General features: G+C 38.4%; 9 protein-coding genes, 5 pseudogenes and 1 other annotated feature. Of the genes and pseudogenes, 4 read left to right on the top strand and 10 right to left on the bottom strand.

Annotated elements, in window-relative coordinates; all coding sequences use genetic code 11:
- Window positions 1-8: 8 nt before the first annotated feature.
- The 7 genes and pseudogenes from LS41612_RS00005 to LS41612_RS00035 all read right to left on the bottom strand — a co-directional run bounded on the left by LS41612_RS00005 (window position 9) and on the right by LS41612_RS00035 (window position 6,178).
- Complete coding sequence (locus LS41612_RS00005) at window positions 9-677, bottom strand: deoxynucleoside kinase (protein ID WP_024362947.1); 669 nt, start codon at window positions 675-677, stop codon at window positions 9-11.
- Window positions 674-1,310, bottom strand: a pseudogene (locus tag LS41612_RS00010) (deoxynucleoside kinase). The gene LS41612_RS00005 and the pseudogene LS41612_RS00010 overlap by 4 nt, the downstream one beginning before the upstream one ends.
- Window positions 1,311-1,691: 381 nt before the next feature.
- Window positions 1,692-4,102 (bottom strand): annotated as a pseudogene (locus tag LS41612_RS23980) (heavy metal translocating P-type ATPase).
- Window positions 4,103-4,182: 80 nt separating this feature from the next.
- A complete protein-coding gene (gene copZ, locus LS41612_RS00020; protein ID WP_024362944.1) occupies window positions 4,183-4,389 on the bottom strand; it encodes a copper chaperone CopZ in 207 nt (68 codons plus the stop codon).
- A gap of 57 nt (window positions 4,390-4,446) precedes the next feature.
- Window positions 4,447-4,779, bottom strand: coding sequence for a metal-sensitive transcriptional regulator (locus tag LS41612_RS00025; protein WP_024362943.1), 333 nt, complete (start codon window positions 4,777-4,779; stop codon window positions 4,447-4,449).
- Between the two features lie 76 nt (window positions 4,780-4,855).
- A pseudogene (locus tag LS41612_RS00030) lies at window positions 4,856-5,811 on the bottom strand (cation diffusion facilitator family transporter).
- A gap of 31 nt (window positions 5,812-5,842) precedes the next feature.
- Window positions 5,843-6,178 (bottom strand): annotated as a pseudogene (locus LS41612_RS00035) (ArsR/SmtB family transcription factor).
- Between the two features lie 139 nt (window positions 6,179-6,317).
- On the opposite strand from LS41612_RS00035, the pseudogene tadA reads away from it, so the two are divergent.
- From tadA to LS41612_RS23425, 4 genes and pseudogenes are all read left to right on the top strand, one after another.
- Window positions 6,318-6,834, top strand: a pseudogene (tadA, locus tag LS41612_RS00040) (tRNA adenosine(34) deaminase TadA).
- A 192-nt stretch (window positions 6,835-7,026) separates the two neighbouring features.
- A complete protein-coding gene (locus tag LS41612_RS23415) occupies window positions 7,027-7,557 on the top strand; it encodes a S8 family serine peptidase (RefSeq protein WP_233433824.1) in 531 nt (176 codons plus the stop codon).
- An 86-nt stretch (window positions 7,558-7,643) separates the two neighbouring features.
- The gene (locus LS41612_RS23420) at window positions 7,644-9,458 is read left to right on the top strand and encodes a S8 family peptidase (RefSeq protein ID WP_233433854.1); all 1,815 of its coding nucleotides are present in this window, start codon (window positions 7,644-7,646) and stop codon (window positions 9,456-9,458) included.
- On the top strand, window positions 9,455-10,537 hold the full coding sequence (locus LS41612_RS23425; RefSeq protein ID WP_233433825.1) for a hypothetical protein: 1,083 nt from the start codon (window positions 9,455-9,457) through the stop codon (window positions 10,535-10,537). Before LS41612_RS23420 ends, LS41612_RS23425 begins: the two co-directional genes overlap by 4 nt.
- A gap of 222 nt (window positions 10,538-10,759) precedes the next feature.
- On the opposite strand, the gene serS is transcribed toward LS41612_RS23425, so the two are convergent.
- The 3 genes from serS to pdxS all read right to left on the bottom strand — a co-directional run bounded on the left by serS (window position 10,760) and on the right by pdxS (window position 13,835).
- Window positions 10,760-12,040 (bottom strand): serine--tRNA ligase, encoded by a 1,281-nt coding sequence (serS, locus tag LS41612_RS00050; RefSeq protein WP_024362938.1) that lies wholly within the window; start codon window positions 12,038-12,040, stop codon window positions 10,760-10,762.
- 79 nt (window positions 12,041-12,119) lie between these two features.
- Window positions 12,120-12,336 (bottom strand) — a binding site (T-box leader).
- Between the two features lie 49 nt (window positions 12,337-12,385).
- On the bottom strand, window positions 12,386-12,949 hold the full coding sequence (gene pdxT, locus LS41612_RS00055) for a pyridoxal 5'-phosphate synthase glutaminase subunit PdxT (protein ID WP_024362937.1): 564 nt from the start codon (window positions 12,947-12,949) through the stop codon (window positions 12,386-12,388).
- Between the two features lies 1 nt (window position 12,950).
- Window positions 12,951-13,835, bottom strand: a complete 885-nt coding sequence (pdxS, locus tag LS41612_RS00060; RefSeq protein ID WP_024362936.1) for a pyridoxal 5'-phosphate synthase lyase subunit PdxS — start codon at window positions 13,833-13,835, stop codon at window positions 12,951-12,953.
- Window positions 13,836-13,932 lie beyond the last annotated feature (97 nt).

Here is a 13,932-nt window from a genome sequence, read left to right on the forward strand (position 1 = left end):
CTTTTCTTCTATTTACGTAAATGACTTGTTTGCTTTAGCATATGACTTATGCGACTGACAATTGATTCAATTGCGTCTGGATTTTTTAATAAATCATAATCATTAATATCTAAACGTAGGACAGGGCATGAATTAAAATTATTTATCCAATTTTCGTAACGCTCATGCATTTCAATCCAATAATCATTCGGTGTTTGCTGCTCCATCTCACGACCACGCTCTTGAATACGTCCAATGACATCATCAATCGGCCCCTCTAAATAAACTAATAAATCTGGGTGCGGGAAATACGGTGTCATCACCATCGCATCAAATAAATTACGATACGTTTCATAATCAGTTGGACTCATTGTTCCTTTATCATAATGCATTTTGGCAAAAATCCCTGTATCTTCATAAATAGAACGATCTTGCACAAAGCCCCCACCATATTCGAAAATACGCTTCTGCTCTTTAAAACGCTCTGCTAGAAAATAGACTTGTAAATGGAAGCTCCATTTTTCAAAGTCATCATAAAACTTATCTAAGTATGGATTGGTATCTACTTTTTCAAATGATGTACGGAAATTTAACGCTTGTGCTAGCGCCTTTGTCATCGTTGATTTTCCTACACCTACTGTTCCGGCAATTGTAATAACAGTTTGTGGTGGAATATCATATTTCTCTCTCAAATTCATTGTTGCAAGCTCCTTTGTTGTAACGTATCTTCGATTGTTTTTAATACATATTGTAAATCTTGTGGGTTTTTTACAAAATCAAGTTGATCTCCATTAAATCGGATTACAGGTATTTCGGGATGTAGCTGCTCAAAGTGCTCTGTAAAAGTATGATAGTCTGCTACTAACTGCTCCATATATTCACGTGAAATCATTTTCTCAAATTCACGCCCCCGTTTAGCAATGCGTTTCATTAACGTATCAACACTAGCATGTAAATAAACAACGACATTAGGCACAGGCATATCTTTTGTTAAAATTTGATAGATTTCTTCATACTTTTCGTACTCGGCAGGTGGCAATGTACGCTTTGCAAAAATTAAATTTTTAAAAATATGATAGTCCGATACAACTGATGTCTTTTGTGCTAAACGTAACTTCTTTATATCTGTTAATTGTTTATAGCGATTACACAGGAAGAACATTTCCGTTTGGAAACTCCATTCCTCTATATTTTCATAAAACTTATTAAAAACGGATTTCGTCTACAATTTCTTTTAATAGATGGTAATTAAATGTCGCCGCTACCTCTTTTGCCAATGAAGTTTTGCCTACACCAATCGGACCTTCTACTGCAACAAATGGAACCGTCACTAGAAGTTCCTCCTTTATATTTAGGATTCTATAAGTCAATTATGCCACTATTTTAAGGCTATATTGTATGAAACTAAAATGAATCAGTGCTTTTCATTGTATCATAGTGAGAAAATGAAAAACAGAATCAACATGTATCTCAATTTTTAACATTATTTGACCTGCCCAGTTGATAGATATCAAACAAACTTATAGCTCCATGCAACAAAAAAGACCCACCTTAGTGGGCCTAACTTTAGCCAGCAAATACTGCGTAAATTTCCGCTAGGTGGACGCTTTCCTCTCTCCACAAGTAACGTCCATTCTACGCAGGCGTTTTAGTAAAAATCTACTTAGAGAATTGTTTGAGAATTGTTTGAGTGACTGGCACTATAATTTGCACTATAATTTTGCTCGTTGTAAACGTAAGGCATTTAACACGACGGACACTGAGCTGAATGCCATAGCTGCACCCGCTACCCACGGTGCAAGAAGGCCCATAGCTGCAATTGGAATCCCTAATGTATTATATGCAAATGCCCAAAATAGATTTTGCTTAATATTGCGCATTGTTTTACGACTCATAATAATGGCATCCGCAATGCTAGTTAAATCACCACGAATAAGCGTAATATCAGCAGCCTCCATTGCCACATCTGTACCAGTTCCTATGGCCATCCCAATATTGGCAGTTGCTAATGCTGGTGCATCATTAATGCCATCACCAACCATCGCTACGTTTTTGCCTGTAGCTTGCAGTTTTTTCACTTCATCCGCTTTTCCTTCTGGAAGTACTTCTGCGATAACATGGTTAACCCCAACTTCCTGACCGATTGCTTGCGCAGTCCGTTCGTTATCACCCGTCATCATAATGACTGTAATACCCATATCCTGTAAACGACGAATGGCTTCTTTTGACGTATCTTTTACCGTATCTGCAACAGCAACAAGGCCAGCATATTGACCGTTTATAGCAGCCAACATAGCGGTTTTACCGTTTTCCTCTAATGTCTCCATTGTCGGCAATATATGCTGAATATCTATATCATATTGTTGCATTAATTTACGTGTCCCGATTACCACACCTTGACCCGAAACGGTTGCTTGCACGCCGTAACCTGGAATGGCCTCAAAAAATTGAACATCGCCAAGTGTGATACTTCGCTCTTCAATTCCTTGCACAATGGCTTGTGCTAGCGGATGTTCGGATTGTTTCTCTGCTGCCCCAATCAATGAAAGAAAGGATGCTTCTTCTTGCCCCGTTGCTAGTACAACGTCTGTTAATATCGGTTTGCCGTGTGTTACGGTTCCTGTTTTATCGACAACAACTTGTATCAATGCGTTGCGTTTGTTCTAAATGCTCGCCCCCTTTAAACAAAATCCCAAATTCAGCGGCGCGACCAGAACCTGCCATAATAGAGTCGGTGTCGCTAAGCCTAGCGCACAAGGACAAGCAATAACAAGAACCGCAATTAACACTTCTAGTGCAGGTGTAAATTCACCAGGTTTTACCCATAAAATCCAAACAGGAATGTCACAATCGCAATACCAACAACAATCGGCACGAATATACCCCGAAATTTGGTCTGCTAAACGTTGTATGGGAGCTTTGAACCTTGTGCATCTTCTACAACTTTAATAATTTGAGCAAGTGCTGTGTCTCGACCAACTTTGGTTGCTAACATTTTCACAAAGCCATTTTTATTAATGGTTGAACCGTATAATACATCTCCTTGTTTTTTATCTACCGGAAGACTTTCCCCTGTTTAGCATTGATTCATCAACGGCTGTTGTACCTTCTACTACTTCACCATCTACAGGAATTTTTTCACCTGGTTTAACTAATAAAATATCACCAATCACAACTTCTTCTAATGGGACTTCTTTTTCTACTCCATCTCGCACAACTATCGCAGATTTTGCTTGCAGACCCATTAGCTTTTTAATCGCTTCTGATGAACGCCCTTTTGCCTTTGCTTCGAATAATTTACCTAAAAGAATTAACGTAATTAAAACGGCACTCGTTTCAAAGTATAGATGCGGTCCATGATGTGAATTAACTGTAACAATGGCTTGATAAACGCTGTAAAAATAAGCTGCTGAAGTCCCCATAACGACAAGGACATCCATATTAGCACTGCCATTACGTAAAGCTTTATATGCACCTACATAAAATTGTTTCCCAATAATAAATTGAACTGGTGTAGCTAACACTAATTGCACCCAAGGATTCATTAAAAAATCGGGGACATATAAAAACGATGTCAATGAAAAGTGAGCAACCATCGTCCACAGTAATGGTAGCGAAAGAATAGCTGAAAAAAGAAATTTTGTTGCTGTTGTTTTATTGCCTTTTCTCGATAATCTTCAGTTGCTCGCTCATCCGCTTTTTGATGAGCACCATATCCCAGCTTCTCAACCTTACCGATAATATCCGATACAGAAACCTCTGTTGGATTAAATTCGATGGATGCTTTTTCAAGTGCCAAGTTTACAGTTGCTGTTGAAACACCTGAAAGCTTATTTAAACCTTTCTCAATACGAGTGGCACATGCAGCACACGTCATACCTGTAATATCAAGTTCCGCTTTCTGTTTTACGACGCCATAGCCTAACGCTTCGATTTTCTTTTCAAAGTCTACTTCACTCAATATTGCTGGATCATATTTTATAGAGGATTTTTCAAGCGCTAAGTTTACGGTTGCTTGCTCGACACCCTCCATTTTTTTCAAGCCTTTCTCAATACGCGTAGCACACGCTGCGCAAGTCATGCCAGTAATTTGTAGGTTCGTTTCCTTCAATTCAGAACGCATTAACTTCCCACCTCTTTCTATACCATATAGGGGTATATAAATTTGAAAATAATAGAGTGCCTTGTGAGCACCCTATTGATCTATTCTACCTCGTAGCCTTGATCGTCAATCGTTTCTTTAATTTGCGCAAGTGATACTTGGGCATCGTCAAATGCGACATCTACCAAACCATCTGCTAAATTTACTGTTACTTGTTCTACACCCGCTAATGCGCCGACACTTTTTTCCACTGCATTGACACAATGTCCACATGACATTCCTTGTACGTTTAATGTTACATTTTGCATAAATATCTCTCCTTTAAATTTAATGTACATGCTATATAAGAGTAACTACCCGTAAAATTATTTTTTCATTAATTTTTGAATGGTCACGACTAACTCATCTAGAACCGCTTCATCGCCTTCAGATAGGCGATCTACGACACAGCCTTTTAAATGACCTTCTAATAAAATTTTCGCTACGCTATTCAAAGCTGATTGCGTGGCAGACAGTTGCGTGATGATATCATCACAGTAAACGTCTTTTTCAATCATTCCCTTAATACCTCGGATTTGACCTTCTACTCGATTTAAGCGAGTCGTTAAATCCTTTTTCACGCGCTCAGGGTGATGACTTTTTCGACACGATGCAGTTTCCTCTGTATGACAAGCATCCTCTTTCACTGTGTCCTCCAAATTCTTCACCTCCTATTTGCTAATATCATACTATACCCACGAAGGGTATGTAAATAGGCGTTTTATTTTTTTATAATTAATGGTGATCGTGATGAACTGGCTCACTCTTAAGATTACATAAAATTGATTCATCATGGCGGTTCGCTGCGGTTTCCAATTGAATCGTTATATGCTTTATGCCCTTATGTTCAAGATTATGTTCAATTTCACGTAAAATATGCTCGCTTTCTCCAATGTTTAGCTGGTCATCGGACAACTGCATGACAGGACAATGCATTTGTTCCGCTAGTTATCGTCCAAATATGAAGATCATGAATACTTTGCACACCTTCAGTTTGCTCCATTATTTGAATGATTTCCTGAACGTCGACATTTTGAAGGTGTTCCTTCCATAAGAACATGGATAGCAGACTTTGTCACAAAATATCCACTACGTAGTACTAATAATGCAACAATAACACTGGCAAGTGGATCGGCCCAGCCCCAGCCGGAAAAACATAATGACTAAAGCAGCAATGATGGCACCGACAGAGCCAAGCATATCACTAAGAACATGTAAAAATGCACCACGCATGTTTAAATTGTCTTCCGTATCTCCACCCCGCATCATAATCCAAGCCACTACTATATTAATTAACAAACCAATTACACTAATAATCAGCATACCTGTTGTTGCTACTTCTGGTGGATTTGCAAAACGCTCAAATGGCTTCATAGAAAATAAATAACGCAATTAAAATTAATGTTACACCATTTAACACTGCAGCTAATATTTCAAACCTTTTATAACCATATGTTTTACTAAAGCTAGCTGCTTTTTCTCCAAAAATAAAAGCAAGAAGTGCAATGGCTAAAGAAATTGAGTCACTTAACATATGGCCAGCATCCGATAAAAGTGCCAAAACTATTTGTTAAGAACCCACCAATTGCTTCAATCACCATATAACTCGTAATGATGATAAAGGATAGTAAAAGCACCTTTTTATTTGCACCATGTGTATGATCATGACCGTGATCGTGATTATGCCCCATCGTTTTCCCCTCCAAATATTAATTCATACAATTAGTTGTGCGTAGCGTGTTCAATTGCTTGCTTCAATAAATTCATAATGTGGTCATCATCTTTTGAATAATATAAGCTTGTTCCTTCCCTCCTGAATTTTTACTAATCGTAAATTTTTTAAAAATCGTAATTGATGGGATACCGTTGACTGACTTAAGTCTAATATTTCAGCAATGTCGTTAACCGAATGCTCATCTGAACATAATAAATTTAAAATCCGTATTCTTGTTGGATCACTCAATGCTTTAAACGTTTGAGAAACAACAAATAACGTTCCTCATCTAAGTGCTTGCCATTACCGGTTTCTATTTCGCCCTGTTTAACTTGTTCATCCATTTTCCGTTCCTCCTATAGTTTATTTATATATGAGCATGTGTTCATATATAAATATATAGGGTTATTTTAGAAATGTCAATTCAAAGCAAAATACAAAACGCCACCCGCATGATACACTACTCTGTAAGGAGAGATTCTAGTGGATATTTTTGAAAAAGACCGCATATTTATGAACCAAGCTTTAGAGGAAGCAAAAAAAGCTGCTTTGCTTGGTGAGGTACCAATAGGGGCCGTTCTTGTATATGAAGGAGAAATTATTGCGCGCGCGCATAATCTACGTGAAACAACTCAAAAATGCAACTACGCATGCCGAATTAATGGTGATTCAAGAAGCATGTAAAAAACTTGGTAGTTGGCGTCTTGAACAAACAACACTTTATGTCACACTGGAACCTTGCCCTATGTGTGCAGGGGCTATTTTGCAGTCGCGAGTGCCACGTGTTGTATACGGCGCACGGGACATAAAAGCTGGCTGTGTCGATTCACTCTATCATTTATTAAATGATGCGCGCTTCAACCATGACTGTGATGTAACGGAAGGTATATTAGCTGAAGAATGCGGACAAATTTTAACCGATTTTTTTAGAGCATTACGCGAACGAAAAAAAGCTGAGAAAAAAGCACGGAAAATGGCAGAATCTAGTGAGCCACAATAAGTGGTATTTACGAGAGCATTTGCTGTCAACATGAAAAAGGTACCCCCAAATTTAGGTGGGTACCTTTTTCTATTCTCTAATAATAGGGGTAAATCAGGAAAGTAGACCGAAATTATCCTTTTATCCGAAACTTTTCCACGTTTCATTCGTATTAGATATAGAATAAATAAAACATCATGGGAGAGAGAACAATTGAAAAAATGGATGAAGAAATCAATTGCTTTAGTAGCGTCAGCTTCACTAATGGTTCCTGCTGCTTCTGCCTATGCTACAGCACCAGAAAAAACAGCACAGCACACAGAAGTAGAGAAAAGTCTTATAGCTAGCAATAAGGAAAAAGCATTAAAGTATGTAAAAAATGATAAGGAATGGATTAGTAAAGATACCATTATCGTCAAGCATACAGGTCTTGCTAAGAACGCACATAAAAACATTGGCTCCAAAGTAATACGATCTATTCCATCACTAGGATATGATGTAATCCAACTGAAAAAGGGAATTTCTTTAGAAAAAGCAGTTTCTTATTATGCAAAGCAAGACGGCGTTAAAAGTGTATCCCCAAGCTACGTTTATCATTCCTTCGCTAACGGAGCAGATCCAAAGAAAAAAGATATGTATCATTTAAACTTACTTCAAATGGATAAGGCACTAGAGTTAGCAGGTAATCATGAAGTAAAAGTAGCGGTTATCGATTCTGGTGTGGATTTTAAACACCCTGATTAAAATCTCAAGTACTTCCACCGTATAATGCCGCAGCACCAGCCAATACCACTTATACTGGTGACCACGGAACACATGTAGCGGGTATTATTGGCGCTGCAAAAGATAATAATGTAGGAGGACATGGGATTAATCCAAATGCTAAGCTTCTTCCAATTGATGTATTCAACGGAGAAGAAGGTGCCAATGATTTCGTCATTGCACAAGGTATTCTTTACGCCATTGAACAGGGCGCTGATGTTATTAACATGAGTCTTGGTGGTTATGGAGAATCTCCATTAATGAAAGACGCTGTTAAGCAAGCGATAGATAAAGGAATTACGATTGTAGCAGCAGCAGGAAACGAATCGACAGATGAATATTCTTTCCCTGCTTCTTACGAAGGTGTCATTAGCGTAGGTTCTACAAATGATATCAACAAACTATCAAGCTATTCAAACTATGGTCCATCGGTTGACGTGGTAGCACCAGGTGAGGAAATATACAGTACCGTTCACGACGAGAAAAAGGGATCATCCTTTGTCAAATTTAGTGGGACATCAATGGCAGCTCCCGTTGTAGCAGGTGTTGCCTCCCTACTAAAATCAAAACATCCAAATTTAAAGCCTCATGAAGTAGAAGCTATTCTCGAAATGACCGCAAATAATCTAGGTGAGAAAGGCTATGATCTTACATATGGACATGGTCTTATCAACCCGGTGAAAGCATTACAGTTTAATGTCAATAATCTTCCGAAAGAGTATTCAGAAACAACGGAAGAACGTATTAAAAACGCCAAAGTTCTTGCAAAGAATACATTGAATTCAGAAAAAGGTGAATTCAAACAACCAAACGAAAAAAAATGGTACAAGGTTGATTTAGATGCAAATGAATATGCTCAACTGACATTAAAGGGTGCAAACAAATACGATTATGCACTTGAATTGTATTTCTACCCTACAGATAGCAAAGAGGAAGTCGACCCAATCCATGTCAATGATGTGCGTGTAGGAAAGCAAGAGGGATACCTATACAAAGCAGATCAAAAAGGAACACTGCTTGTTGGGGTTAAAGATTATAATGGCAGCTATAACTTAAATGGTGAGTCGAATTATGTATTCACTGCTCAAACAACGAAGGATTTACCAGTTGATTCATTAGAGATGGACAAAAAGGAGAACATTCAACAGTTCCCATTCAGTACAAAAGGGAAAAACTATACCCTGCTTTCTAAAGATCAACAAAGCGACCAAGATTATTTCACATTTTCAGTAAAAGAACCAACAACGCTGCGATTTGATTTGTCTGGTATTCCAGGTGTTACAGCCTCTATGGAACTTTATCTAAAGGAAGAATTAGATGCTGTACCAGCAGAAAACGTTAATGATGAGGAAATGTATGAGGCCTATCCAATTCAAACAAGCTATAGCGCAGATAAAGGCGACGGTGTAAACCTTATTGTTGACGCTATTCCTGGGACAGAATATGTATTAAACGTATCCAATCAAGGCAGTAGTGCTTTTTCACTTGATATGTTCTTTAGCGGCGGCATTGAAAATGAAGAAACGATAAGTGAATCCATCATCCCTTATACATTAAAGGGTGAAGTCGTTACCCTTCCTGAAGATGAAGACGGGTTACCGTTAAATGAGGAAATGCCAGAAGGTAATGTAGAAAATGAGCTTTTACCTTTAACTCAATATCAAACAAAAAAAGACAATCAAATAAATAATTTATTCAATATGTTTATGGATCCTGGTGCTATGGGTAATCCGGAAGACATAGCTCTAATTATGGAGCAAGCCGTTCCTTTTGACATTGGTCAAGATAAAAAAGCTTACTTCCAAACAGAATTTGATGAAGATTACTTCTTATTAAAGCCCGAAGAAGATGCCGTATATGGTTTCCAAGTTAAAAAGGCATGAATCAAATTCCAGCTGGAACTATTTTTGAATATGATGAGGAAACAAACGAATTATTAGCAGTTTCTTCATTAAGTAATGATATGGGGATACTAAGTTTACTTCTTGGCTCAACTAGTAATGCCAATGATGCAAAAGCAGTCGCATTGAAAAAGGACAAAACTTATGTTGTAAAGGTAATGAATCAAGGTGCTCGCTCGGCTGAACCATATACTCTTAAAACAAGTAAATTAGCAGCTATCCCATCAGATTATAAAAGTGATAATAACACAACAATAAATGCTCAAGCGGTGCAACCTGGTACAATCTATAAAGATCATATCATTTATCAAGATGATATTGATTACTACTACTATAAACAACGCGGTCAAGATGAAATCATGAGCCTTCTTGTTTCTTCTGTACCTATGACAAATGAACAGCTAAATCAATTACCTAAAGAGCTTCAAAATGCCTTTAAATTTTCAGGTTCTATAATTGAAGATACAAATGGCAACATGGAAATTGATCCAAAAGAATTGGAAACCGAAATTCAATTTGGACAAGGCAATAACATTTTTGAACTATTACTCGGTATTATTGGCACAACTGATGTTAATACCTCTTTTAAAGCGAAAAAGAATCATGGTTATTTTATTATTATTAACGGTATGAACCTTGAACAAGTATCGATTCATCCATATACTTTAAGCATGTATAAACACAATCAAGTCGATGAAGATAAGGATTCCGAATTAATCAATGGTATACCAACAAAGCCATCTAAGCTTACGAAAAAAGATAACAAATGGGTTGCTTCGCAATATTTAAATGCCGGTGTTCCGTTTGGCGATAAAGACTACTTTGAATTAAATATTGATAGCAAACGCGATGTATTCTTCTCTCTACAAACAGAAAAAGCACTGGATGGTGTTATCCGTATCATTGATGCAAAAGGAAAAACAGTAGGAACTTTTGATCTTTACGGAACTGAAGATCCGGAAGTAGGTACAGTTGAATTAGACAAAGGAACTTACTATATTGAAGTAAGTGAATTAAACGGCAAAGCTAGTACTCAACCATATACACTTGAAGTACAATAGGGTATAAATCACCTAAACATAGTCACTTCTGTTGTCTGATTTAGAACTAAAACAAAAGAGAAAAAGTGTTAGATTGACTGTAGTCAATCTAACACTTTTTTGCTATGCCGTTGTTGTCTGCAACGGCGGTGCTTTCCGCTACCAACAACTAGTGAACAGTTCTAATTTTTTAGTAGTTGCAAAAGCATGAATAGCTAAATCTATATAGTTTGGAGAATTTAATTACTTCGGTGCAATGACTTTTTTGCCGCCCATATAAGGAACTAATACCTCTGGAATAGCTACGCTTCCGTCGGCTTGCTGATAGTTTTCAAGGATGGCAGCCACTGTTCGACCAATAGCAAGACCTGAACCATTTAATGTGTGTACGTATTCTGGTTTAGCATTTGGCTCACGGCGGAAGCGGATATTGGCACGACGCGCTTGGAAATCCTCAAAGTTTGAGCAAGAAGAAATTTCACGGTACATATTTTGTGCTGGAATCCATACTTCTAAATCATATTTTTTGGCAGCAGTGAAGCCTAAATCAGCTGTACACATTTTTAATTTACGATAAGGTAAACCTAATAATTGTAATACTTTTTCAGCGTGACCTGTTAATAATTCTAGCTGTTCATAAGATTCCTCTGGTTTTACAAAACGGACTAATTCCACTTTATTAAATTGGTGCTGACGAATTAAGCCACGTGTATCGCGACCGGCAGAGCCCGCTTCTGAGCGGAAGCAAGCGCTATACGCTGCAAAGCCTTGTGGTAAAACTTCAATAGGTAGAATTTCATCACGATAGAAATTCGTAACAGGTACTTCTGCTGTTGGAATCATAAAGTAATCTGTATCATCTAGTTTAAATACATCTTCTTCAAATTTAGGTAGCTGACCTGTACCCGTTAAGCTATCTCGATTAACAATAACAGGTGGTAGCATTTCTTCATAACCATGCTCTTCTGCATGTAAATCCATCATAAAGCTCATTAATGCACGTTCTAAACGAGCACCTAAGCCACGATAGAATAAGAAACGACTGCCCGCTACTTTTGCTCCACGTTCAAAATCTACAATTTGTAAATCTGTTGCGATATCCCAGTGTGCTTTAATATCAAAATCAAAAGTTGGTACTTCGCCCCACGTATATTCCACTACATTGTCGTCTTCCGTAGTACCGACTGGCACAGATTCATGTGGCACGTTTGGTAAGCGCATCATCATATCTTTAAAACGGTCTTCTACTTCATTGAGTTGTGTATCTAGCTCTTTAATTTCATCGCCAACTTGACGCATACGTGCGATGACTTCATCAGCATTTTCTTTATTACGTTTCATAACAGAAATTTGTTCAGATACTTTATTTCGTTCTGCTTTCAGTTCTTCTGCTTTCGCGATTAATTCGCGACGTTTTGTATCTAAAGCTTCAAAATCATCTAAGTTTCCTAAATCTTCATTGCGTGTTAATAGCATTTCTTTAATTTCCGCGAAGTTATCACGGACGCGTTTAATATCTAACATCCTTCATACCTCCAGTAGTAGATTCATAAATGATGGGAATTTATAGATAAGATAGAACACAAAAAAGCCCTCATCCCATGAAAGGGACGAGAGCTACCCGCGTTGCCACCCTAATTGACCAGACAGATTGCCTAGTCCACTTATCTCATAACGGCATTTCAGCCGGCGACAGCCTACTTCATTCACTTCGACTGCGCAACTCCAGGACGGATTCACAAGTGCTTTTATCAGCTTCCACCACCCGCTGACTCTCTAAAAAAAACGTGCTTGCTACTACTTCCCATCATCGTGTTCAATTATTTAAATTTTATCCATACTGTACTATATGAAACGACATTTTGCAAGTCACACCATGGTCGTCACAAAATATTTGACAATGCGCAAATCTGTCGTTAGTTCAGGATGAAATGAACAGCCAAGTAAATGACCATCTCGCGCTAGCACAATTTTTCCGTCATGCTCCGCTAGCACTTCAACACCTTCCCCAACTGACACAATATGCGGTGCGCGTATAAAGACAGCTGGTATTGCTTCGCCAATCGCTTGGATATTTAAATTCACTTCAAAGCTATCTACTTGACGTCCATATGAATTTCGAGCAACGACAACATCCATTACAGCTAAATGTGGATCATGGTCAACTACTTCTTTTGCCAATAATATCAATCCAGCACACGTGCCGAATATTGGTACGCCTTTTTGCGCAAGTGAACGAATGGGCCCCAATAGTTCATAGCGATCAAGTAACTTGCGCATTGTTGTACTTTCTCCACCTGGTAATATAAGTCCATCAAGCCCTTCTAATTGCTCCTTATGCTTGACTAAAACCGTTTGACAACCAAGTGTCTCTAACATTCGTACATGCTCTCTAACAGCACCCTGTAATGCTAATACACCGACTCTCTTCATATTACCAGCCTCGTTCTTGCATACGTTCACTTTGACTAAGTTGTGCAATATCAATACCTTTCATCGGCACACCCAGCTCTTTTGAAATTTCTGCAATCAATTTATAATCTTTATAATGCGTCGTTGCTTCTACAATGGCACGTGCAAATTTCTCAGGATTTTCCGATTTAAAAATACCAGAGCCCACAAATACTCCATCAGCACCTAACTCCATCATTAATGCTGCGTCTGCTGGTGTCGCTACACCGCCTGCGGCAAAGTTTACAACTGGTAATCGACCAAGCTTTTTAATTTCTCGTAATAATTCAAATGGCGCACCAAGCAATTTTGCCTCAGTCATTAACTCATCCTCAGTCATCCCGACAACTTTTCGTACTTGGGCATTGACCTTACGAATATGGCGTACAGCCTCTACAATATTCCCTGTACCTGGCTCACCTTTCGTCCGTAGCATAGATGCCCCTTCACCGATACGACGAGCCGCTTCTCCTAAATCACGACAGCCGCATACAAATGGCACTGTATAGTCACTTTTCAATAAATGATATTCCTCATCCGCTGGCGTTAACACTTCACTCTCATCAATATAATCAACGCCCATTGCCTCTAACACGCGAGCTTCAACGATATGACCAATACGTGCTTTCGCCATAACAGGAATTGTGACAGCCGCCATAACCTCCTCTACAATACGAGGATCTGCCATGCGTGCCACTCCTCCTGCCTTTCGTATATCTGAAGGCACTCGCTCTAATGCCATCACAGCCACAGCACCCGCTGCTTCAGCAATTTTCGCCTGCTCCGCATTAATGACATCCATAATCACGCCACCCTTTTGCATTTCCGCCATCCCACGTTTTACTAATTCTGTTCCTGTTTGCTTCATTCTTTTCTACCTCCACCTTTGTGATGAAATTTAGTATAATAGAAATTGACCATATCAAAATATTCAGTTTATAAAATAATTATAAGGTCAGGTGAAA

Origin of the sequence: Lysinibacillus sphaericus, from assembly GCF_002982115.1 — a bacterium.
In the GTDB taxonomy this organism is placed as follows: Bacteria; Bacillota; Bacilli; order Bacillales_A; family Planococcaceae; genus Lysinibacillus; species Lysinibacillus sphaericus.

What these genes read in the sequence shown, in the direction of transcription:
- LS41612_RS23425 (WP_233433825.1), top strand. Translation starts at nt 9,455, where the DNA reads ATGAATCAAATTCCAGCTGGAACTATTTTTGAATATGATGAGGAAACA.
- LS41612_RS00005 (WP_024362947.1), bottom strand. Translation starts at nt 677, where the DNA reads ATGAATTTGAGAGAGAAATATGATATTCCACCACAAACTGTTATTACA.
- pdxS (WP_024362936.1), bottom strand. Translation starts at nt 13,835, where the DNA reads ATGAAGCAAACAGGAACAGAATTAGTAAAACGTGGGATGGCGGAAATG.
- copZ (WP_024362944.1), bottom strand. Translation starts at nt 4,389, where the DNA reads ATGCAAAATGTAACATTAAACGTACAAGGAATGTCATGTGGACATTGT.
- pdxT (WP_024362937.1), bottom strand. Translation starts at nt 12,949, where the DNA reads ATGAAGAGAGTCGGTGTATTAGCATTACAGGGTGCTGTTAGAGAGCAT.
- serS (WP_024362938.1), bottom strand. Translation starts at nt 12,040, where the DNA reads ATGTTAGATATTAAACGCGTCCGTGATAACTTCGCGGAAATTAAAGAA.